This window comes from Hungatella sp. SL.1.14 (assembly GCF_024460495.1).
Taxonomy (GTDB): domain Bacteria; phylum Bacillota; class Clostridia; order Lachnospirales; family Lachnospiraceae; genus Hungatella; species Hungatella hathewayi.
Genome location: NZ_JANFYJ010000006.1, coordinates 249,880 through 270,637 on the forward strand (window position 1 = coordinate 249,880; position 20,758 = coordinate 270,637).

The window sequence follows — 20,758 nt, forward strand, 5'->3', positions numbered from 1 at the left end:
AAGAGTACACATATTATGAAGATGAAACGAGAAGACGTCAGAAATGTAGCCATCATCGCCCACGTTGACCACGGTAAAACCACCCTGGTGGATGCCCTGCTCAGACAGAGCGGGATTTTCCGCGAGAATCAGGAAGTTGTTGACCGGGTTATGGACTCCAATGATATCGAGAGAGAGCGTGGTATTACCATCCTTTCCAAGAATACCGCTGTCAACTACAACGGTACGAAGATCAACATTATCGATACGCCAGGCCATGCGGATTTTGGCGGCGAGGTTGAGCGTGTCTTAAAGATGGTAAACGGAGTTATTCTGGTGGTGGATGCCTACGAGGGCGTTATGCCGCAGACGAAGTTTGTTCTGCGCAAGGCGCTGGAACTGGGCCTCTCCGTTGTAGCCTGTATCAATAAGATTGACCGTCCGGAGGCGAGACCGGATGAGGTGGAAGAGGAAGTATTAGAGCTTCTCATGGATCTTGATGCGACAGAAGAGCAGTTAGACTGCCCGTTCCTTTATGCATCTGCCAAGGGCGGCTTTGCCAAGAAGAATTTAGACGATCCGGAAGAGAACATGAGCGCCTTATTCCAGACGATCATCGATCATATCCCGGCTCCGGAGGGAGACCCGGAAGCACCGACTCAGCTTCTGATCAGCACCATCGATTACAATGAGTATGTAGGCCGTATCGGCGTAGGTAAGGTGGACAACGGCTCGATCCGCGTCAATCAGGAATGTGTCATCGTAAACCACCACGACCCGGAGAAGATGCGCAAGGTCAAGGTCGGCAAGTTATATGAGTACGAGGGACTGAACAAGGTGGAAGTGACGGAAGCGGGAATCGGCGCCATCGTTGCGATCTCCGGTATCGCGGATATTCATATCGGTGATACGCTCTGCTCCCCGGATAATCCGGAAGCCATTCCGTTCCAGAAGATATCCGAGCCGACCATCGCCATGAATTTCATGGTGAATGACAGCCCGCTGGCAGGACAGGAAGGTAAATTTATCACTTCCCGCCATATCAGAGAGCGTCTGTTCCGCGAACTGAACACCGATGTCAGCCTTCGCGTGGAGGAGACCGATTCTCCTGACTGTTTTAAGGTATCCGGCCGCGGCGAGCTGCACCTTTCCGTTCTGATTGAAAACATGAGAAGAGAGAACTTTGAGTTCGCAGTCAGCAAGGCTGAGGTCCTTTACCAGTACGATGAAAGAAACCGCAAACTGGAGCCGATGGAGATCGCCTATATCGATGTGCCGGAGGAATTTACCGGTGCGGTTATCCAGAAGCTGACCAGCAGAAAAGGAGAACTGCAGGGAATGAGCCCGGCTAACGGGGGCTATACAAGACTGGAATTCTCCATTCCGTCCAGAGGCCTGATCGGCTACCGTGGTGAGTTCATGACCGACACAAAGGGAAACGGTATCATGAACACGGCGTTTGACGGCTATGCTCCTTACAAGGGAGACTTATCCTACCGTAAGACCGGTTCCCTGATTGCTTATGAGTCCGGTGAATCCATTACCTACGGTCTGTTCAATGCGCAGGAGCGAGGCATCCTGTTCATCGGAGCCGGCGTGAAGGTTTACTCCGGTATGGTAATCGGACAGAACCCGAAGGCGGAGGATATCGAGATCAACGTCTGCAAGACGAAGAAGCTGACCAACACCCGTTCCTCCAGCGCCGACGAGGCCCTGAAACTGACGACGCCGAAGGAGATGAGCCTGGAGCAGTGCCTGGACTTTATCGATACCGACGAGCTTCTTGAAATCACACCGGTATCCTTAAGAATCAGAAAGAAGATCCTGGATCCGACGATGAGAAAGAGATCCTCGCTGAATAAAAAATCTTTGGGTTAATTGAAGGTAGAAAGATACGATCAACAACAGCCATACCGACGAAGCTGTGCTCTGCGGGAGAATACTCCTGCAGGGCATTTTTTGCATGATAGAAGCATATCCCAATCCGTTTTCGTGATCGTTCCTTCTTTCTCAGGCTGGCTTTCTAATGCCGAAACTGTCGATCTATGCGGAAAAAGGGCGGTGGCTGTTCTCCTTTCTCCGGTTTTTCGGGCAAATAAGGGGGTAACTGATTTTTTATGAGATCAGACGGGGATTTTCTGTCGATATTTTTGGATGTCTTCTTATCATTTCACGGAACAGCTGATCATACACTTAATATTAGCTGCAAAGCAAATTGTAACCATTCATCCGTGCATCGTTCCGGTTTTTATAAGCACGGCTGAACCGTTACTTCAAATTAGTGAAAGAAGAGGAGAAATACAATGTCGGAAAAAATGATTGAGAACAACAAAGTAAGCGTAATCGGGGAGATCATCTCCGGCTTCACCTTCAGCCATGAGGTATTCGGAGAAGGATTCTATATGGTGGACGTTGCGGTAAACCGCCTCAGCGAGCAGGCGGATATCATACCTCTTATGATATCGGAGCGGCTCATCGACGTAGAAGCGAATTACATAGGCTGTACTATTGAAGCCCTGGGACAATTCCGGTCCTATAACCGCCATGAAGGGACGAAAAACCGTCTGGTTCTGTCCATCTTCGTGCGTGAGATCCATTTCCTGGAGGAATTTACGGATTATACGAAAACAAATCAGATTTTTCTGGATGGATATATATGTAAGGCCCCTATTTACAGGAAGACTCCTCTCGGCAGAGAGATCGCGGATCTGCTGCTTGCCGTAAACCGGCCTTATGGAAAGTCGGACTACATTCCATGTATCGCGTGGGGAAGAAACGCCAGATACGCCTCCGGCTTCGAAGTCGGTGCGCGGGTAAAGGTCTGGGGCCGCGTGCAGAGCAGAGAGTATACGAAAAAACTCAGCGAAACCGAGTGTGAGAAGCGGATCGCTTACGAGGTTTCCGTCAGCAAGCTGGAATGCGCGGAATAGCGGAAGAGAAGGCAATATTAAGAAAACGGTAAGAAAACTTGCAAAAATTTAAATTTTGTGATACGATAAGCGGGTTCTAACGTAGTATATCAATATATTGCTTTTTTGCTGGTATGAGGTGCAAAAGGATGAGTAAAGGTACAATACAGGTTATATGCGGCGAAGGAAAAGGAAAGACGACGGCGGCGCTTGGCATGGGAATCTCTGCTCTGCTGAATGGGCAGACGGTAATCATGATACAGTTTTTAAAGGGCTGTCAGGAACTGGCCTCCTGTGAGATTTTAGAGCGGCTGGAACCGGAACTGAAGATATTCCGGTTTGAGAAGTCGGATGCGTTCTTCGAGACATTATCGGAAGAGCAGCAGAAGGAAGAGCGTATGAACATACGCAACGGCATGAATTTTGCAAGGAAAGTACTTTCGACCGGTGAATGTGACCTGGTTATTCTCGATGAGGTTCTGGGGCTGTTGGACCAGGGAATTATTGAGATGGATGAGATGAAGACACTGCTTCAGTCCAGGGTTGAGGAGATCGACCTGATTCTGACTGGAAAGGTATTCCCGAAGGAGCTGGATCCCTTCGTGGATGGTATCAGAGAAATTGATCATCTTAAAGTTGACAATACAAAGCAATAATGGTAGTATGGTAACATACATAATAAAGTAGAGGTTGCGTTGATTATGAGTATTCTGCCTGATGCATCGGGGTGCAGGTGAGGGTGGGGGAAAGGATGAGACGCCGAAGGACGGTACGGCCCGGGACGTATCTGTTCTGGGCATATGATGAAGAATCATATGACTGTCATCCTGCATGGATGGGGCGCTGCTTGAAGATAAGAAGTATTTACCGGATTCTGAACTTTAAGAGCTGACCCCGCTGTCAGCTCTTTTTCTCTGTAAAGAATGGCCGCTCTGCGGACCATATGGTAAGAGCATGAATGGCGCGGGGCGGGCGCATGATTTTATGTAGCAGAAACGTTGTCAACAGGAACAGATTGAATCAGGAGGATAAGACTATGGCACTTTTTGAAGGAGCAGGTGTAGCGCTGATTACACCATTTAAGGACAATGGAGAGGTGAATTACGAGAAGCTGGAAGAGCTGCTGGAGGAGCAGATCGCCGGCGGTACGGACAGCATCGTCATCTGTGGAACTACAGGTGAAGCCTCCACCATGACTCATGAGGAACATTTAAATGTAATCAAATATACGTGTGAAGTGGTAAATAAGAGGATTCCCGTTGTGGCCGGAACAGGTTCCAACTGTACGGAAACCGCTGTCTATCTTTCAAAGGAGGCGGAGAAATACGGGGCGGACGGATTGCTTCTCGTATCCCCGTATTATAACAAAGCGACTCAGAACGGCCTGATTGCACATTTTACCGCGGTAGCCGATGCTGTGAAGATTCCGATTATTCTTTACAATATACCGGGACGTACAGGCGTGACGATCGCTCCTCAGACGATTGTAACACTCTGTAAGAACGTGCCGAATATTGTCGGTGTCAAGGAGGCCAGTGGAAATATATCCAATATCGCCACCATGCTTGCGATGGCAGACGGCTGTGTGGATGTGTATTCCGGCAATGATGATCAGATCGTGCCGCTGCTTTCGCTCGGCGGAAAGGGTGTTATTTCGGTGCTGTCGAACGTAGCTCCGACACAGACCCATGAGATCTGCGCGTCCTATTTCCGCGGCGATGTGAAAGAGAGCGCGAGACTTCAGCTGGAGGCGATTCCGCTGATCAACGCCCTGTTCTGCGAAGTAAACCCGATTCCGGTCAAGGCGGCCATGAACTTAATGGGGAAGAAGGCTGGCCCGCTTCGTCTGCCGCTTACCGAGATGGAGCCTGCGAATCAGGAGCGTTTAAAGAAGGCCATGGAAGAATACGGAATCTTATAAAAACTTATATAACAAATGAATGCAGGGCCGGACGCATCGGTATCAGGGCGTCCGGCCCATTATAAAATGGAGGAAAACATAATGATAAAAATGGTGATGCACGGCTGCAATGGCGCCATGGGACAGGTTATTTCTAAAATTGTTGAAGAAGATGAGAATATTAAAATTGTTGCAGGAATTGATTTAAATGATACAGTACAACATTCATATCCGGTATTTCCTTCTCTGGAGGCGTGTACGGTGGACGCGGATGTCATAGTGGACTTTGCCTCTGCAAAGGCGGTGGACGGGCTGTTAACGTACTGTTCTGAGAAGAAGATGCCGGTGGTAGTGTGTACGACAGGGCTTTCCGAAGAGCAGATTCAGCATGTGGAAGAGACAGCCCGCCAGACTGCGGTACTTCGTTCCGCTAATATGTCGCTGGGGATCAATCTGCTGTTAAAGCTGGTGAAAGAGGCCGCTGAGGTTCTGGCGGCAGCCGGTTTCGACATTGAGATTCTGGAAAAACACCACAATAAAAAGGTGGACGCGCCCAGTGGGACTGCTCTGGCGCTGGCTGACTCCATCAATGAGGCGATGGACAACCACTACCACTATAAATACGACCGCTCCCAGACGAGGGAGAAGCGTCAGAAGGATGAGATCGGAATCCAGGCTGTTCGCGGAGGCTCCATCGTCGGTGAACACGACGTAATCTTCGCCGGTCAGGATGAGGTGATTACTTTCCAGCATACCGCTTATTCCAAGGCGATTTTTGCAAAGGGCGCGGTATCGGCAGCAAAGTTCCTGGCGGGAAAGGAACCGGGACTTTATACCATGGCGGATGTGATTGGATAAGCGAGGGGATGGATGAAGACGGCCAGTTACTGCGCAGCCTACCGGGGGCTTATGGATGAGGCGTATTTAACCTCGCTTCAGAAAGACCAACCGTTCAGGAACTGTTTGGCGGTCTGGTATTTGTGGAGAAGACACCTTCTCTGTGGTCTGGAATTACAATAGGAGGTTTAAGCGTGATAAAAGCAATCTTTTTCGATTTATTTTTTACTTTAGTTTATCCCTGTTATTTAGATGAAAATGAATATAATATCATTGGCATATCATCCTCTGAATGGGAAAAATATGCTGAAAACAGGATGCTATATAATGAGAGAGCGAAAGGAAAGATAAAAACCGAAAGAGAGATAATAGATAAAATTGTTAATAGTATGCCATATATATTGACGGATGAACAAAAACAGAGTATATTACAGAAACGCGAAGAGCGTATGAAGAGAGCATTACTGACAGTGGATAATAAGATTATTGAGATTCTTGGAAGAATTCATGTAAAGGGTGTCAAGACAGGTCTTATAAGTAATGCTGATATAATTGATATAAAATATTGGAATGAATCCCCGCTGTGTGAACTTTTCGATTCAGTCATATTTTCATGTGATGTAGGAATGCTGAAGCCTGAAACAGGAATTTATCAATTGGCTATGAAGACGTTAAATGTTAAGCCGGAAGAAAGTATATTTGTAGGTGACGGTGGATCAAACGAGTTGTGTGGTGCTCAAAATGCTGGTATGAAAACAATTTTTACCGAATATTTAGATTGTAAAACAGTAAACCAAAAAGAAAAGATTAATAAATATGCGGATTATCATATTAACAGCTTTGATGAAATTTTAAAATACATAGATTAACAGAATTTAATTTTTTGTTTTAAAAATGAAAACGGTTTTTGCGGAGTAGATTGATAATAGGCATAATGATTTTGATGATATTGTCTCAATAATTTTATGCATCAATCTTACGCAGGGTTTCGTGTTTTCTCATGGAACAAAGTATGAAATAGATTTTACAATGTAATCTATAACTTCTACTTTGAAAAGAAGGGATATTGCATATGAAGCATAGCGGCACTCAAAGGTTGGAAACAGACAGATTGGTTTTAAGAAGATATACAAGAGCAGATGCTGCGGCAATGTATAAAAATTGGGCGTCAGATGCTGAGGTTACAAAATATCTAATGTGGCCCACGCACACAAGCCAGGAAATTAGTCAAAGCATAATAGAAGAGTGGATTAGTCAATATTCTAACGAAAATTATTATCATTGGGCTGTCATATTAAAAGACAATGGAGACGAGCCGATTGGCGATATTGCCGTAGCAGATATGAAAGAAGACATTTCAATGGCGCACATTGGTTATTGTATCGGCAGGGCATGGTGGCACAAAGGGATTACCTCAGAAGCATTAAGCGCTGTTATGGACTTCCTTTTTGATATAGTGGACGTAAACCGAATTGAAGCAAGACATGATCCGCGCAATCCTAATTCAGGCAGGGTTATGATTAAATGTGGAATGAAGTATGAGGGAACTATGCGCAGTTCTGATTGGAACAATCAAGGAATTTGTGATGCCTGTTATTATGCTTTACTAAAATCAGAACGTTAGCCGTTCTTAAATAGTGGCAAGTTGCCGCTTTTTGCCGTCTGATTTAGCTATACAGGCCATAAAAAATTAGAAAAATTTCCCACCATAATTTATTCTCCTCTAACACATACTAAGCATAGAAAATGAAAGGAGAATGTATTATGAAAAGAATAAAACCCAATGTATTTGCAGTACTTGTCATTATGACAGTGATGTGTCTGTCCGCATGCGGCAGCAATAAGAACGCAACGAATGAGACCACCGGAGGCAGCAGCGCAGCTGCTACACAGACATCAGCGATGGAGTCCTCCTCAGCGGCGGAGTCTTCCTCTACAGATATGGGGAACACGAGAAACGCTGATGAAGATGCAGAAGAGAGTACCGGAGTGATTGACGGCATGATCAATGATGTAGAAAAAGGCGTGGATGATATCACCGGCGAGAGCAACGGCCATCCGACAAACAGTGCTGACATGAGCTCCGCAGCAGAATAATAAAAAACAGAGCAGAAAAATAAAATGGCTTTAGGCCCGGAAAGGCTTGAAGCCATTTTTTCCATGTTATATAATGAATCGTATAACAGAAATGAGGACAAACCGATGAAAAAACTGATAAAAAGAGCTTTCGTTGTGCTGGTCATTCTCGGAGTTGCCGGTATTGTCTGCCTGGCGGCTGTCAATACATATATGATCAAATCCACGGAAAAACGGATTCTGACGTGGAAGGAGGCCAGTTCGCTGGGGGCGGACTGTATCCTTGTTCTTGGGGCAGGCGTCCACCCGGATGGAAAACCCAGCAATATGCTGGAGGACCGTCTGCTTCGCGGCATTGAACTGTATGAAGCAGGAGCTTCTGAAAAGCTGCTTATGAGCGGCGATCACGGGAGGAAAAATTATGATGAGGTCAATGCGATGAAGCAGTTTGCTGTGGACCGCGGCGTGCCTTCGGAGGATGTGTTTATGGATCACGCCGGTTTTTCTACTTATGAAAGTATGTATCGGGCCCGCGATGTGTTCGAGGCGGAGAAAATTATCATCGTGACACAGCAGTACCATCTCTACAGGGCGCTGTACGCCGCCAAACAGCTGGGACTTGACGCGTACGGCGTGGCCTCTGATCAGAGGACGTACGCCGGTCAGAAACGGCGTGATGTGAGAGAGCTGCTGGCACGGGGAAAGGATTTTATGACAGGAATCTTCCAGCCGGAGCCAACGTACCTTGGAGAGGCAATTCCGGTTAATGGTGATGGAAATGTGACCAATGATTAGCGAAACGGAAAGAGGAAAAAGGGGATGGATTTTTGAAGAGTACTCCATTGATGCCAAAATGGCGGATCAAACGATATAACCGAACCAAGAGACCATGGAGAAGCCGCCGTTTTCTGAGAGCGGCTGTCAGACGATATGTCGGATTACCCGTCAGCACATCTGCCGAGAGAAAGCGATGCCTGCTCAGAAGCTGCTTATGCTGCATGACGCTGGCGGAACTGATCGTGATAGGCATCACGGATCCAGCCATCTTTGCAGAGGCAAAACACCTGTTTGATATAAACTGGTCGACGGAACGGTCCGTGGAGCAGAACGGCTTCGAGGAGGAAGTTTCTCCGTATCCGTCTGACAGAACAGACAGCGGCGTTACGATTGATGTAAAGGAGGGAAAGGTGGAATTCTGGCGCACGGAGGAAAAGGTCCGGCGGGAAGGCGGGGAAAGCACCGGCCCGTAAAAGATGAAATACTTTTGCTGCGGGATAAGTGCATGAAAACATTTATATGAGTTAATTACCATCGCCCATAAGAATTTATAATATATAAAAATGTTGCAATCGCATTTTCACTGTATTATAATTTCTACTGAAACACCTTGGTTATATTCATAAAACTTATAAATTAAATCAGGAAAAGGACTGGTGGATACCATGGAGAAAAAAGAATTACTGTATGAAGGAAAAGCGAAAAAGGTTTATACGACAGAGGATCCGGACGTATTAATTGTAGATTATAAAGATGACGCTACGGCATTCAACGGTTTAAAGAAGGGTACCATCGTAGGAAAAGGCGCGATCAACAACCGTATGACGAACCATATTTTTAAGAAGCTGGAAGCAGAAGGCGTACCGACTCACTTCATTGAGGAGTTAAGCGACCGTGAGACCGCTGTTAAGAAAGTAGAGATCGTTCCGTTAGAAGTAATTGTAAGAAATTTCTCCGCAGGCAGCTTCGCAAAGAAGATGGGAATGGAAGAGGGAATCAAGTTTGCATGTCCTACCCTGGAGTTCAGCTATAAAAATGATGATCTGGGCGATCCGTTCATCAACAGCTACTATGCACTGGCACTGAACCTGGCGACGCAGGAGGAGATCGATGCGATCACAAAGTATACCTTTAAGGTAAATGATGTGATGAGAGAGTATTTTGACAGCCTCGGCATCGAGCTGATCGACTTTAAGATCGAGTTTGGCCGTTATCATGGACAGATTATTCTGGCCGATGAGGTTTCTCCTGATACCTGCAGACTGTGGGATAAGGAAACACATGAAAAACTGGATAAGGACCGTTTCCGCCGCGATCTGGGCAATGTAGAAGATGCTTACGAGGAAGTATTCCGTCGTCTTGGTATCCAGTAAACAGCACAGAAAGGCAGTACTTACATGAGACATGACTTAACTATTACTGCGGGGGATGAGTTACATGAAGAGTGCGGCGTCTTCGGAATGTATGATTTCGATCACGGGGACGTGGCGTCAACCATTTATTATGGATTATTCGCATTGCAGCACAGGGGACAGGAGAGCTGCGGCATCGCAGTCAGCGATACGGCCGGTCCCAAGGGGAAAGTAAACGCGTATAAGGGGATGGGGTTATGTAACGAAGTTTTCACTCCTGAGATCTTAGAAGGTCTTCACGGCAATATCGGAGTCGGTCATGTTCGTTATTCGACGGCAGGCAGCAGCACCAGGGAAAATGCCCAGCCGCTTGTTTTAAACTATATCAAAGGCACCCTGGCTCTGGCGCACAACGGCAATCTTGTCAATGCGCCGGAGCTCCGCCGGGAGCTGGAATATTCGGGGGCAATTTTTCAGACTACGATCGATTCTGAAGTCATTGCCTACCACATCGCAAGGGAGCGTGTGAAGACATCTTCTGTGGAGGAGGCGGTAGCCGGAGCCATGAAGAAGATTGTGGGAGCATATTCCCTTGTTGTCATGAGTCCCAGAAAAATGATAGGAGCCAGGGATCCCTTTGGATTCAAGCCCCTCTGCATCGGAAAACGGGACAACGCCTATATTCTGGTGTCAGAAAGCTGCGCCCTCGATACGATCGGTGCGGAATTTGTCCGGGATGTCAGGCCGGGCGAGATCGTTACCATCACGAAGGACGGAATCGCATCGGATACGAGACTCTGCTTAAAAGACCCGGCGGAAGAAGCCAGATGCGTATTTGAATATATCTATTTTGCCAGACCGGACAGTGTGTTTGACGGAGTGAGCGTCTATCATGCCAGGCTTCTTGCCGGCCGCGCCCTGGCCATGGATTCGCCTGTGGAGGCAGATCTTGTGGTCGGTGTTCCGGAATCCGGAAATGGTGCGGCTCTTGGATATTCCATGGAATCAAAGATCCCTTACGGTACCGCATTCGTAAAAAACTCCTATGTGGGCAGAACCTTTATCAAGCCGAAACAGAGCAGCCGGGAATCAGCCGTGCGGATTAAGCTGAACGTCTTAAAGGAGGCGGTGGCGGGGAAACGCGTCATTATGATTGATGACTCCATTGTCCGGGGAACCACCAGTGCTCTGATCGTCGGGATGCTCAGGGAAGCAGGGGCGAAGGAAGTCCATGTCCGGATCAGCGCACCGCCGTTTCTCCATCCGTGTTATTTCGGAACGGATATTCCATCCGAGGATCAGCTGATCGCTCACGGCCGGACGGTACAGGAAATCTGCGATATGATAGGGGCGGATTCCCTCTCCTTCTTAAGACAGGAGCGGCTGACGGAAATGGCGCAGGGACTGCCGATCTGTACCGCATGTTTTACCGGAAAGTATCCGATCCAGCCGCCAAAAGAGGATATCCGGGGAGAATACGTGCAGTAATCCGGACGGTTTGCGGACGAAATGGGTGCTGCACCGGATTGAAGGAATATCCGGTTCGGCACCTTTTGTATTTTTTTCTTTTAACCGCAGGCAGATTATGATATGATAATGAGCAGGAGTCTATACATTTCAACAAATATTAGCAAGAATTCTCCCATCCTCTAAGGTGGTGAGATGAATTGCCAAAAACAAACTTAACGGCAGTGGTGGGCGGAGAGTAATCGGTATCCCCTACTGCCATGAGGTCAACCACGCATCTACGTAGGATGCAGTCGCACTTCGACAATATACCGAGCGTGGATTGAAACAAATTAAAAGAAAGGGTGGAGACCCGGAAACGGCATCGATCCTGTGCCGCTTCCTGTGCATGACGCAGGTCATCAGTCTCCTTGGTATATTTTTATGAACGACCGTTATCAGAGTCCCTTGTCAGAGCGCTATGCCAGCAAGGAAATGCAGTATATATTTTCACCGGACAAGAAATTCCGTACATGGAGAAAACTCTGGATCGCTCTCGCTGAGACAGAGATGGAACTGGGACTGCCGGTTACGAAGGAACAGATCGATGAGCTGAAGGCCCATCAGGACGAGATCAATTACGATGTGGCAAAGCAGCGGGAGAAAGAAGTGCGGCACGATGTGATGTCCCATGTTTACGCTTACGGTGTACAGTGCCCGAAGGCCAGGGGAATCATCCATTTGGGAGCGACCTCCTGCTATGTAGGCGACAACACGGATATTATTGTGATGACAGAGGCACTGGCGTTAGTCAGAAAGAAACTGGTCAATGTGATTGCAGAACTGGCGAAGTTTGCAGACAAATACAAAGATCAGCCGACGCTGGCCTTTACACATTTTCAGCCTGCACAGCCGACGACAGTTGGAAAACGGGCCACGCTGTGGATGCACGAGCTGACCATGGATCTGGAGGATTTAGACTATGTGGCAGGTTCGATCCGTTTGCTGGGCTCCAAGGGAACCACCGGCACTCAGGCCAGCTTTTTAGAGCTGTTTGACGGAGATATGGACAAGGTGAGAAAGCTGGATCCGATGATTGCTGAGAAGCTGGGATATCCGGGCTGCTATCCGGTTTCCGGTCAGACGTATTCCAGAAAAGTGGACAGCCGCGTCTTGAATATCCTGGCTGGAATCGCTCAGAGCGCGCACAAGTTCTCGAACGATATCCGTCTGCTCCAGCATTTGAAGGAGATCGAGGAGCCATTTGAAAAGAGCCAGATCGGTTCTTCCGCCATGGCCTATAAGCGCAATCCGATGAGAAGCGAGAGAATTGCCTCCCTGTCCAATTACGTCATGTCTGACGTGATGAACCCCATGATGGTGGCATCGACTCAGTGGTTCGAGCGGACGCTGGATGACTCTGCAAACAAACGTCTCAGCATTCCGGAGGGATTTCTGGCGATCGACGGTATTCTGGACCTTTATTTAAATGTGGTGGATGGCCTCGTCGTTTATCCTAAAGTGATCGAGAAGCACATGATGGCGGAGCTTCCGTTCATGGCTACTGAAAATATTATGATGGACGCCGTGAAAGCGGGAGGCGACAGGCAGGAGCTTCACGAGAGAATCCGCGAGCTCTCCATGGAGGCCGGCAAAAACGTGAAGGAAAACGGTATGGACAATAACCTTCTGGAGCTGATCGCCGCCGATCCTGCGTTCAACTTAAGCCTGGAAGAGCTTAAAAAGAACATGGATCCGAAGAAGTATGTCGGATGTGCGCCTGCCCAGGTGGAGATTTATTTAGAAGAAGTGATTCGGCCGCTGCTTTTGGCAAACAGGGACGACCTTGGGATGACGGCTGAGATTAACGTATAAGAAAATAATATATGTAATGGAGAGCAGAGGCGGTTGTCAGTCTCTGCTCTTTTCAGGAGGACACGATATGAGCAGCAATCTGGAGTATTACAAGGTGTTTTATTATGCGGGAGAGCTGGGCAGCATCACGCTGGCGGCGGAAAAACTGTGCATTTCCCAGCCGGCTGTCAGCCAGGCGATCCGTCAGCTGGAACTTTCCGTCGATGCGAAGCTGTTTATCAGAACCTCCAAGGGCGTCAGGCTGACGAGAGAGGGCGAGCTTCTGTACTCTTATGTGAAATCAGGTTTAGATCACATCTGGTATGGAGAGAATATGTTAAAGCGTATGCAGGATCTGGATACGGGGGAGGTCAGAATCGGAGCCAGCGATATGACACTCCAGTTCTATCTGCTGCCGTTTCTGGAACGTTTTCATGAAAAATATCCGAAGGTGAAGGTCACTGTGTCCAACGGACCCACGCCGGAGACGGTGGGATTTTTAAGCCGTGGAACCATCGATTTCGGTGTGGTCAGCTCCCCGGTCGATGCAAGGCCGGAGATTTCCGTCACTGAGGTGAAAAAGATCCGAAATGTTTTTGTGGCGGGCGAACAGTTCGGGTATTTAAAGGGAAAACCGCTGGAATACGGGATATTAAAGGAACTTCCCTGTATTTTTCTGGAAAAGAATACGAGTACCCGTCGTTTTATGGACGACTATCTGGAGCAGCTGGGAATTGTCGTGGAACCGGAATTTGAACTGGCCACCAGCGATATGATTGTCCAGTTTGCCATGAGGAATCTTGGGATTGGCTGTGTCATGTCGGAGTTTGCAAAGAAGGAAATTGAGTCCGGCCGCCTGTTCGAACTGAATTTTAAAGCCGGAATGCCGGAGCGAAGCTTCTGCATTATTACAGACCGAAAAAATCCCATTTCGCCTGCGGGGGGACGTCTTCTGGAACTTATGCTGGAAAACAGGGAGTGATATAATTGAAACTTATGACAAATATAATTAATATTGACTTTACTTATGGAATGCTTTGAGCTATGATATACGCGGTGGCAATGAGCAGTGTGGAATCCGGTAAGCGGCAATCCGCGTCGTGCTGGCACGAAAGCGGATTGCCTCTTACCGGATTCCATAGGGCGAAGCCCGTGACCGAGATGAAGCGGAGCGGAATCGAGGTCCACTGCGGACTCACCCGAAGCCAAATCGAGGTCCGCAGCAGCCCAATACAAGCACCCCCGCGATTGTACCGCAACGAGTTAAAGGAGGAAATAAGCAAATGGTAAGAGCAATAGTAGGCGCCAACTGGGGCGACGAGGGAAAAGGAAAAATTACGGATATGCTGGCGAAAGAATCCGACATCATCATCCGCTTTCAGGGAGGCAGCAACGCAGGACATACGATCATTAACAACTATGGCAAGTTCGCACTCCACCTTCTGCCGTCCGGTGTATTCTACAGCCATACGACGAGCGTGATAGGAAACGGCGTAGCGTTAAACATCCCGTTCCTGATAAAAGAAGTGGAAGAACTGGTAAGCAAGGGTGTTCCGAAGCCGCATATACTCGTTTCAGACCGTGCGCAGATTTTAATGCCGTACCACATTCTGTTTGATCAGTATGAGGAGGAGCGTCTCGGAAAGAAGTCCTTTGGCTCGACAAAGTCGGGAATTGCCCCGTTTTATTCAGATAAATATGCAAAGATCGGATTCCAGGTCAGCGAACTGTTTGACAGTGAATCCTTAAAGGAAAAAGTCACGCGTGTATGTGAGACGAAGAATGTCATGCTGGAGTATCTGTATCACAAGCCGGTTCTCGATCAGGAGGAGCTGTATCAGACGCTGCTTCAGTACCGTGACATGGTAGCCCCTTACGTCTGCGACGTATCGAAATACTTATATGATGCCATCAAAGAAGGAAAGAATATTCTGCTGGAAGGTCAGCTTGGTTCCTTAAAAGATCCGGACCACGGCATTTATCCGATGGTTACCTCCTCCTCCACACTTGCGGCGTACGGTGCGATCGGTGCCGGAATCGCACCGTATGAGATTAAGAATATTACGACCGTTGTGAAGGCCTATTCCAGTGCGGTTGGAGCAGGAGCATTCGTCAGTGAGATCTTCGGTGAGGAAGCGGACGAATTGAGAAGGCGCGGCGGCGACGGCGGAGAGTACGGCGCTACGACAGGACGCCCGAGACGTATGGGATGGTTTGATGCGGTTGCGAGCCGGTACGGATGCCGGATTCAGGGTTCCACAGAGGTGGCTCTTACCGTTCTCGATGTTCTGGGGTATTTAGATGAGCTTCCTGTCTGCGTCGGTTATGAGATTGACGGCGAAGTGACAAAGGATTTCCCGACCACGGTTCGTCTGGAGCGGGCAAAACCGGTCTACAAGGTACTTCCGGGTTGGAAATGTGAAATCCGCGGGATTCGGAAATATGAGGATCTGCCGGAAAATTGCCGGAATTATATTGAATTTATTGAAAAAGAGATTGAAACTCCGATCACCATGGTTTCTAATGGACCGGGAAGAGATGAGATTATTTACAGATAAGACTGTCCGTATCCGATTACAGGAAAACAGGGCGGCCGCATCCGGATTATCCGAAGGCGGCCGCCCTGTTTCTATTCATTGTTCTCTGTCTTTTCCTTCAGGATTTAAGAGCCTGTATACCAGCTGAAAAGCATATAAAATAACCGGTATGACGACAGTCGAGAAGAGAGCCGCCATCAGCCAGCTTTTGGCGGACGGACTTTTGGAGAAAGCCGAAACGATGGCGATCACGTACATGGCCAGTATGAGAATGACTCCGGCCATGGCCAGAGGGCGTTTCCATTTCATGGGGACACCTCGCTTTCTTTGGGATGACAGTTTCCGATATCATAATATATTATAACAGAAAACTCCGGAAACTCAAGACAGGGATTCAGGAATGGCCTGTAACGATTTGGGATTTGTTCACAAAAACTTCAGATTTGCAACCTGTACTTTTTTACCGGATTATAGTACAATCAGAGGGAGATCACGTGTGAAAAGACAGAGAAGGGAGTGTGTATTCTTGAAGAAAAGATGGGCAGCGGCAGTTGCGGTGAGCATGCTCTTAAGCCTCGGAAGCGTCATGGCAGCCGCGGCAGATGAGACGGAGGCCGTTCAAACAGAGAACACAACTTCAGAGAGAGAAACCGCGGAGAATGGAACTGCGGATAACACCGCCGGCCAGACGAAAGAGACGCCGGAGGCAGATCCCGGGAATGAAGAGACGGGAACATGGAAGCAGGAAGACGGCGGCTGGAGATATTACGGGGAAGACGGGACTTATAAAAAAAACAGCTGGGAACAGATTGGCGGTTACTGGTACCATTTTGGCAGGGATGGCCTTATGGCCGCAGGCTGGCAGAAGATTGGCGGATATTACTACTGCTTCCGGGAGACGGGAGATCTGGCAATCGGCTGGTGCTATAACGATGAAGAAGAAAAATGGTATTATTTCGACAAAGACGGCACTGCGAAGAAGGGCTGGTTTCAGGATGAAGACGGGAGCTGGTACTGGTTTTCCGCGAGAGGAGAGATGGCCTCTTCCGGATACAAATCAATCGACGGCAAACGGTATTATTTCTTCGAGGACGGCCAGATGGCGGCCAATCAGTACGTAGGGCTGTTTTATATGGATGAGAACGGCCAGCGGGATAAGCGCTATGATATTGTGATAGAAGGAAAGAGCAAAGAATCCTCTGTGGCATCCGAGACTAAGGATGAGATAACCGCCGCCCTCGAACGTATTCCGAGAGGGTGGATCAAGTATTTTGCGGAGCATGGCTGGGAGATTCTCTACTATCCGGATAAGGAATATTTTTCAGCTCCCGAGTCTGACGGAGGAACGTATTACGTATACCATAAGCTGGATACGAGCTACCGGAAGATTAAGTTCTGCAGGCCGGAGGGACTGACCCAGGCCTTTGGAGAATACATTGGATACGCGGCCGACTGCTTTGACAGCGACAGTCAGTTTGCTGTGGATCTGGCCATGAATAAGGGAAATGTGGATGAATTCGTTGATGTTCCCGACTATTACACGAATAACATGCAGTTCTATTTCGGGAAGCTGGTAGAAGCATACTTAAGCGACAGCGATACGAGAACAGCCATGGAGGCGGATTCACCTCAGGTCTGTGAGATATTGAGAAAGGTTTTGTATGCACGGTAAGTGCTGAAAAAACAGGAGCAATCCTGTTTTTTTTGTATCACGGGAGACCTCTCCTGATACAAAAAAGTTTCCGGTGAGAGCCGCACTGCGGCGGCAGTGAAGTAATCGATAAAAAAATACTTATTTACTCTTGACTCCATGGGATAAGAGGTATATACTGAACATAGAACGTTAATAATTTAACAAAAAGAAAATATCATCAGTTCAAAGCTTATTTTTAATTATTTCATTCTATGAGGAGGCGGCATCCATGAAGAAGATGGAAGGTAAAGTTGTACTGATTACCGGAGGTGCGAGAGGAATTGGTTACGGGATTGCAAAAGCATTTGCAGAAGAGGGCGCCAATATTGTTATCACCGGGCGTACGGCGAGTACCCTGATTGAAGCAAGAGAGAATCTGGAAGCAGATTATGGCATTGAGGCCCTGTTTGTCGTTGCGGATGGCGGTGACGAGACGGCTGTAAAGAACGTGGTAAAGCAGGCGATTGACCGTTTTGGAAAGCTGGATTGTCTGATTAACAACGCACAGGTTTCCAAGTCCGGTACGATGCTGGTGGATCACACCAAGGAGGATTTCGACCTTGCGGTGTACTCCGGTCTGTATGCGACGTTTTTCTATATGAGGGAGGCCTTCCCGTATCTGAAGGAGACGAAGGGAAGCGTCATCAACTTCGCATCCGGAGCCGGTCTGTTCGGAAAACTGGGCCAGTCTTCCTACGCGGCTGCCAAAGAGGGGATTCGGGGAATGTCCCGTGTAGCTGCTGCAGAATGGGGCGAATATGGCATCAATGTGAATGTAGTATGCCCGCTGGCCATGACACCAGGTCTGGAGAAATGGAAAGACGAATATCCCAAACTGTATGATCAGACGATTCAGAGTATTCCTCTTAAACGGTTTGCAGACCCGGAGAAGGATATCGGACGTGTCTGCGTATTCCTGGCATCGGATGATGCAGGTTATGTAACGGGAGAAACGATTACGCTTCAGGGAGGAAGCGGATTGAGACCATAAGAAAGCAGTCGCAGGCGGGATTCGCCTGCGGCTGCACTTTTTAACGTCATGATTCCTTACTGCCGCAGTGCGGCCCTGCCCGGATTCAGCACTATTCAGCCAGTGTTTCCCATATCTCATAGAGCTCTTCCAGCCTTGTCTGAATCTCTTCCTTTTCCTTATTCAGTTCCAGGAGGCGGGAAACATCGGTGAAGACTTCCTCCTGAGTGAGAAGCCCGTCGATGTCGCTGTCCCTTGTCTCCAGCCGGTGAATCTCATCCTCGGTTTTCTTCAAATCATTCTGCCGTTTGCGGATTCTGGCCTGTTCTTCTTTGAACGCCTTCCAGTCCTGCTTGACCTCGGAAGACTCGCTGGTCTGTGACGCGCCTCCCTCTGTCCCCGAAGTCTGACTGCCCGCTGGTTCTGAGGCATAGAGCTCTGTCATCAGCTCTTTCTTTTCCAGATAGTAGTCGTAATTACCAATGTAGTTGACCAGCGTATGACCTGTCAGATCGAGAATGCGGGTGGCCGTTTTGTTGATAAAGTAACGGTCGTGAGACACGTAGAGAACGGTGCCGGTATAGCTGTTCAGCGCGTCCTCCAGAATCTCCTTGGAGGTGATGTCTAAATGGTTCGTCGGCTCATCGAGAATCAGGAAATTGGCCTCGGACAGCATTAGCTTCGCCAGTGAGACGCGCCCTCGCTCCCCGCCGCTTAAGTCCCTGACACGCTTAAACACATCGTCCCCGGTGAACAGAAATGCGGCAAGAATGTTCCGGATCTGTGTGTTGTTCATGGTGGGATACGTATCCTGAAGCTCATCAAAGAGAGTCTTTTCCATGTGCAGAACCTGGTGCTCCTGGTCGTAATAGCCGATGTGCACCTTGGAACCGAGCCTGATCTCTCCGGTATCCGCCGGCAGCAGATTGTTTAATATCTTTAAAATTGTGGTTTTTCCGGTTCCGTTGCCTCCGATGATGGCAACCCGTTCTCCGCGTTTGATCTCAAAATCAACGTGGTCAAACAAATGGTTGGGACCAAAGGCCTTGCTTAGCCCGCGGACGGTCAGTACGTCGTTTCCGCTGATGATATTGGGCTCCAGGCGGATCCGCATCTCATCATTTACTTCCGCCGGCTTTTCCAGAATCTCAATCTTATCCAGCATCTTTTCCCGGCTCTCCGCCCGTTTGATGGATTTTTCCCTGTTGAAGGACTTTAACTTCGCGATGACCTCTTCCTGGTGGCGGATTTCCTGCTGCTGATTTAAATAGGCTTTCATCTTTGCGTCCCGGATCATGGCGCGTTTTTCGCTGTAGGCGGTGTAATTGCCCTGGTATACGGCGAGTGTTCCATTGTCGATTTCGATGATCTTTGTGACAACACGGTCGAGGAAATACCGGTCATGGGCGACGATGATGACGCTTCCGTCGTAATTGGTCAGATAGCCTTCCAGCCAGGCGATGGAGTTCATGTCCAGGTGGTTGGTAGGCTCGTCCAGCAGAATAATATCGGGCTTCGTCAGGAGAAGCTTCCCTAAGGATACCCGGGTCTTCTGTCCGCCGGAAAGAGCCGATACCGGCTTCGTAAATTCTTCTTCGGTAAAGCCCAGGCCTTTTAATACTCCGGTTACCTCGCTCTGATAGGCGTAACCGTTCTGAAGTTCAAATTCGTGGTTTAAGCGGCTGTAGGTGGAAAGCATGTTCTCCAGCTCTTCCCCGGAAGCGTGCTTCATGTCCAGCTCCAGCTTACGGATTCTGGCCTCCATCTCGATCAGCGGACGCTTTACCTCCAATACCTCGTCAAAGACAGTTCTTTCGCCGCTCAGTTCCTGGTGCTGTGCCAGATACCCCAGGGTCTTTCCTCTGGAAATAACGATGTCACCTTCATCGGCTGCCAGTTCCCCGATGATAATTTTCAGCAGTGTGGATTTGCCGGCACCGTTGATGCCGACGATGGCTGCCTTTTCATGATCCTCTATATGAAAGGAAGCATGGCGGATGATCTCCGTGCTTCCAAAGGCCTTGCTTATGTTGCTGCATGACAAAATCATGGTAGTTCCTCCCCTTGTATGGATCGAATAAATGTAGAATAACACGAATAGTATAATATAGGTTGGATTTTTTTTCAACTGGAACCGCAGGACATGAGGCTGTGTACGTAACAGTTCAGCCTTCACTTCCGGCTGCCGCTGTCCGGCCCGAGCTTTCGTTTCCCGGACCTTTCCAGTTCCGGTTTCGGGCATAAGCAGTTCTAAATGTGCAGTATTTTTCTAAAAGCCAGTGAAAATCCCCAAACTCGCTGCGCTCAGACGAGGCTGCTGAAAAAGGCTGGCTTTATCCACACAAGAATGTATTGGTATAAGCCAGCCTTACTATCTGATAATAATACAGCTTTATAACCATAAGACCTGGCTTTTTCGGAGCCTTTT

Annotated in this window: 19 protein-coding genes and 1 riboswitch; of the genes, 17 read left to right on the top strand and 2 right to left on the bottom strand. The window is 48.4% G+C overall.

Translation table 11 applies throughout. From position 1 onward, the window contains the following. The first annotated feature begins 15 nt into the window (after positions 1 to 15). The 15 genes from typA to NE473_RS09240 all read left to right on the top strand — a co-directional run bounded on the left by typA (position 16) and on the right by NE473_RS09240 (position 15,688). Entirely contained in the window at positions 16 to 1,857 is a 1,842-nt protein-coding gene (gene typA, locus NE473_RS09170) for a translational GTPase TypA (RefSeq protein WP_022033279.1), read from the top strand. 425 nt (positions 1,858 to 2,282) lie between these two features. After that, positions 2,283 to 2,909, top strand: a complete 627-nt coding sequence (locus NE473_RS09175; RefSeq protein WP_006772105.1) for a single-stranded DNA-binding protein — start codon at positions 2,283 to 2,285, stop codon at positions 2,907 to 2,909. Positions 2,910 to 3,037: 128 nt separating this feature from the next. Then, positions 3,038 to 3,544, top strand: a complete 507-nt coding sequence (locus NE473_RS09180; protein WP_006772104.1) for a cob(I)yrinic acid a,c-diamide adenosyltransferase — start codon at positions 3,038 to 3,040, stop codon at positions 3,542 to 3,544. A gap of 20 nt (positions 3,545 to 3,564) precedes the next feature. Continuing rightward, a riboswitch (Lysine riboswitch) is annotated at positions 3,565 to 3,742 on the top strand. Between the two features lie 182 nt (positions 3,743 to 3,924). After that, positions 3,925 to 4,809 carry a 4-hydroxy-tetrahydrodipicolinate synthase gene (gene dapA, locus NE473_RS09185; protein WP_055651314.1) on the top strand — a complete coding sequence of 295 codons (885 nt, stop codon included), beginning with the start codon at positions 3,925 to 3,927 and terminating at the stop codon, positions 4,807 to 4,809. Between the two features lie 81 nt (positions 4,810 to 4,890). After that, on the top strand, positions 4,891 to 5,646 hold the full coding sequence (dapB, locus tag NE473_RS09190) for a 4-hydroxy-tetrahydrodipicolinate reductase (RefSeq protein WP_055651352.1): 756 nt from the start codon (positions 4,891 to 4,893) through the stop codon (positions 5,644 to 5,646). Positions 5,647 to 5,819: 173 nt separating this feature from the next. Beyond that, positions 5,820 to 6,494 carry an HAD family hydrolase gene (locus NE473_RS09195; protein WP_081034969.1) on the top strand — a complete coding sequence of 225 codons (675 nt, stop codon included), beginning with the start codon at positions 5,820 to 5,822 and terminating at the stop codon, positions 6,492 to 6,494. A gap of 203 nt (positions 6,495 to 6,697) precedes the next feature. Further along, the gene (locus NE473_RS09200) at positions 6,698 to 7,249 is read left to right on the top strand and encodes a GNAT family N-acetyltransferase (RefSeq protein WP_055651313.1); all 552 of its coding nucleotides are present in this window, start codon (positions 6,698 to 6,700) and stop codon (positions 7,247 to 7,249) included. 140 nt (positions 7,250 to 7,389) lie between these two features. Further along, complete coding sequence (locus NE473_RS09205; RefSeq protein ID WP_055651312.1) at positions 7,390 to 7,722, top strand: hypothetical protein; 333 nt, start codon at positions 7,390 to 7,392, stop codon at positions 7,720 to 7,722. 105 nt (positions 7,723 to 7,827) lie between these two features. Further along, positions 7,828 to 8,496, top strand: coding sequence for a SanA/YdcF family protein (locus NE473_RS09210; RefSeq protein ID WP_039891020.1), 669 nt, complete (start codon positions 7,828 to 7,830; stop codon positions 8,494 to 8,496). 32 nt (positions 8,497 to 8,528) lie between these two features. Next, positions 8,529 to 8,951, top strand: coding sequence for a hypothetical protein (locus NE473_RS09215; protein WP_155521606.1), 423 nt, complete (start codon positions 8,529 to 8,531; stop codon positions 8,949 to 8,951). 192 nt (positions 8,952 to 9,143) lie between these two features. After that, complete coding sequence (gene purC, locus NE473_RS09220; RefSeq protein WP_006772094.1) at positions 9,144 to 9,851, top strand: phosphoribosylaminoimidazolesuccinocarboxamide synthase; 708 nt, start codon at positions 9,144 to 9,146, stop codon at positions 9,849 to 9,851. A 24-nt stretch (positions 9,852 to 9,875) separates the two neighbouring features. Then, positions 9,876 to 11,318, top strand: coding sequence for an amidophosphoribosyltransferase (purF, locus tag NE473_RS09225; RefSeq protein ID WP_006772093.1), 1,443 nt, complete (start codon positions 9,876 to 9,878; stop codon positions 11,316 to 11,318). Positions 11,319 to 11,720: 402 nt separating this feature from the next. After that, complete coding sequence (gene purB, locus NE473_RS09230) at positions 11,721 to 13,151, top strand: adenylosuccinate lyase (protein WP_006772092.1); 1,431 nt, start codon at positions 11,721 to 11,723, stop codon at positions 13,149 to 13,151. 67 nt (positions 13,152 to 13,218) lie between these two features. Then, complete coding sequence (locus NE473_RS09235) at positions 13,219 to 14,112, top strand: LysR family transcriptional regulator (protein ID WP_055651310.1); 894 nt, start codon at positions 13,219 to 13,221, stop codon at positions 14,110 to 14,112. Positions 14,113 to 14,413: 301 nt separating this feature from the next. Then, positions 14,414 to 15,688: an adenylosuccinate synthase gene (locus tag NE473_RS09240; protein ID WP_022033291.1), complete on the top strand. Its 1,275-nt coding sequence runs from the start codon at positions 14,414 to 14,416 to the stop codon at positions 15,686 to 15,688. 75 nt (positions 15,689 to 15,763) lie between these two features. On the opposite strand, the gene NE473_RS09245 is transcribed toward NE473_RS09240, so the two are convergent. Next, positions 15,764 to 15,976 (bottom strand): hypothetical protein, encoded by a 213-nt coding sequence (locus NE473_RS09245; RefSeq protein ID WP_055651309.1) that lies wholly within the window; start codon positions 15,974 to 15,976, stop codon positions 15,764 to 15,766. Positions 15,977 to 16,193: 217 nt separating this feature from the next. Between NE473_RS09245 and NE473_RS09250 the strand changes: the two genes are divergently transcribed. Beyond that, positions 16,194 to 17,339: a cell wall-binding protein gene (locus NE473_RS09250; RefSeq protein ID WP_055651350.1), complete on the top strand. Its 1,146-nt coding sequence runs from the start codon at positions 16,194 to 16,196 to the stop codon at positions 17,337 to 17,339. 250 nt (positions 17,340 to 17,589) lie between these two features. Then, the gene (locus tag NE473_RS09255; RefSeq protein WP_006772084.1) at positions 17,590 to 18,351 is read left to right on the top strand and encodes an SDR family NAD(P)-dependent oxidoreductase; all 762 of its coding nucleotides are present in this window, start codon (positions 17,590 to 17,592) and stop codon (positions 18,349 to 18,351) included. 91 nt (positions 18,352 to 18,442) lie between these two features. Here the strand turns inward: NE473_RS09255 and NE473_RS09260 are convergent, their stop codons facing one another. Further along, entirely contained in the window at positions 18,443 to 20,380 is a 1,938-nt protein-coding gene (locus tag NE473_RS09260) for an ABC-F family ATP-binding cassette domain-containing protein (RefSeq protein ID WP_055651308.1), read from the bottom strand. Between the last annotated feature and the right edge of the window lie 378 nt (positions 20,381 to 20,758).

Excerpts from the sequence above, each read along its gene's own strand:
- typA (WP_022033279.1), top strand. The coding sequence starts at position 16 with ATGAAGATGAAACGAGAAGACGTCAGAAATGTAGCCATCATCGCCCAC.
- NE473_RS09175 (WP_006772105.1), top strand. The coding sequence starts at position 2,283 with ATGTCGGAAAAAATGATTGAGAACAACAAAGTAAGCGTAATCGGGGAG.
- NE473_RS09180 (WP_006772104.1), top strand. The coding sequence starts at position 3,038 with ATGAGTAAAGGTACAATACAGGTTATATGCGGCGAAGGAAAAGGAAAG.
- dapA (WP_055651314.1), top strand. The coding sequence starts at position 3,925 with ATGGCACTTTTTGAAGGAGCAGGTGTAGCGCTGATTACACCATTTAAG.
- dapB (WP_055651352.1), top strand. The coding sequence starts at position 4,891 with ATGATAAAAATGGTGATGCACGGCTGCAATGGCGCCATGGGACAGGTT.
- NE473_RS09200 (WP_055651313.1), top strand. The coding sequence starts at position 6,698 with ATGAAGCATAGCGGCACTCAAAGGTTGGAAACAGACAGATTGGTTTTA.
- NE473_RS09205 (WP_055651312.1), top strand. The coding sequence starts at position 7,390 with ATGAAAAGAATAAAACCCAATGTATTTGCAGTACTTGTCATTATGACA.
- NE473_RS09210 (WP_039891020.1), top strand. The coding sequence starts at position 7,828 with ATGAAAAAACTGATAAAAAGAGCTTTCGTTGTGCTGGTCATTCTCGGA.
- purC (WP_006772094.1), top strand. The coding sequence starts at position 9,144 with ATGGAGAAAAAAGAATTACTGTATGAAGGAAAAGCGAAAAAGGTTTAT.
- purF (WP_006772093.1), top strand. The coding sequence starts at position 9,876 with ATGAGACATGACTTAACTATTACTGCGGGGGATGAGTTACATGAAGAG.
- purB (WP_006772092.1), top strand. The coding sequence starts at position 11,721 with ATGAACGACCGTTATCAGAGTCCCTTGTCAGAGCGCTATGCCAGCAAG.
- NE473_RS09235 (WP_055651310.1), top strand. The coding sequence starts at position 13,219 with ATGAGCAGCAATCTGGAGTATTACAAGGTGTTTTATTATGCGGGAGAG.
- NE473_RS09240 (WP_022033291.1), top strand. The coding sequence starts at position 14,414 with ATGGTAAGAGCAATAGTAGGCGCCAACTGGGGCGACGAGGGAAAAGGA.
- NE473_RS09245 (WP_055651309.1), bottom strand. The coding sequence starts at position 15,976 with ATGAAATGGAAACGCCCTCTGGCCATGGCCGGAGTCATTCTCATACTG.
- NE473_RS09255 (WP_006772084.1), top strand. The coding sequence starts at position 17,590 with ATGAAGAAGATGGAAGGTAAAGTTGTACTGATTACCGGAGGTGCGAGA.
- NE473_RS09260 (WP_055651308.1), bottom strand. The coding sequence starts at position 20,380 with ATGATTTTGTCATGCAGCAACATAAGCAAGGCCTTTGGAAGCACGGAG.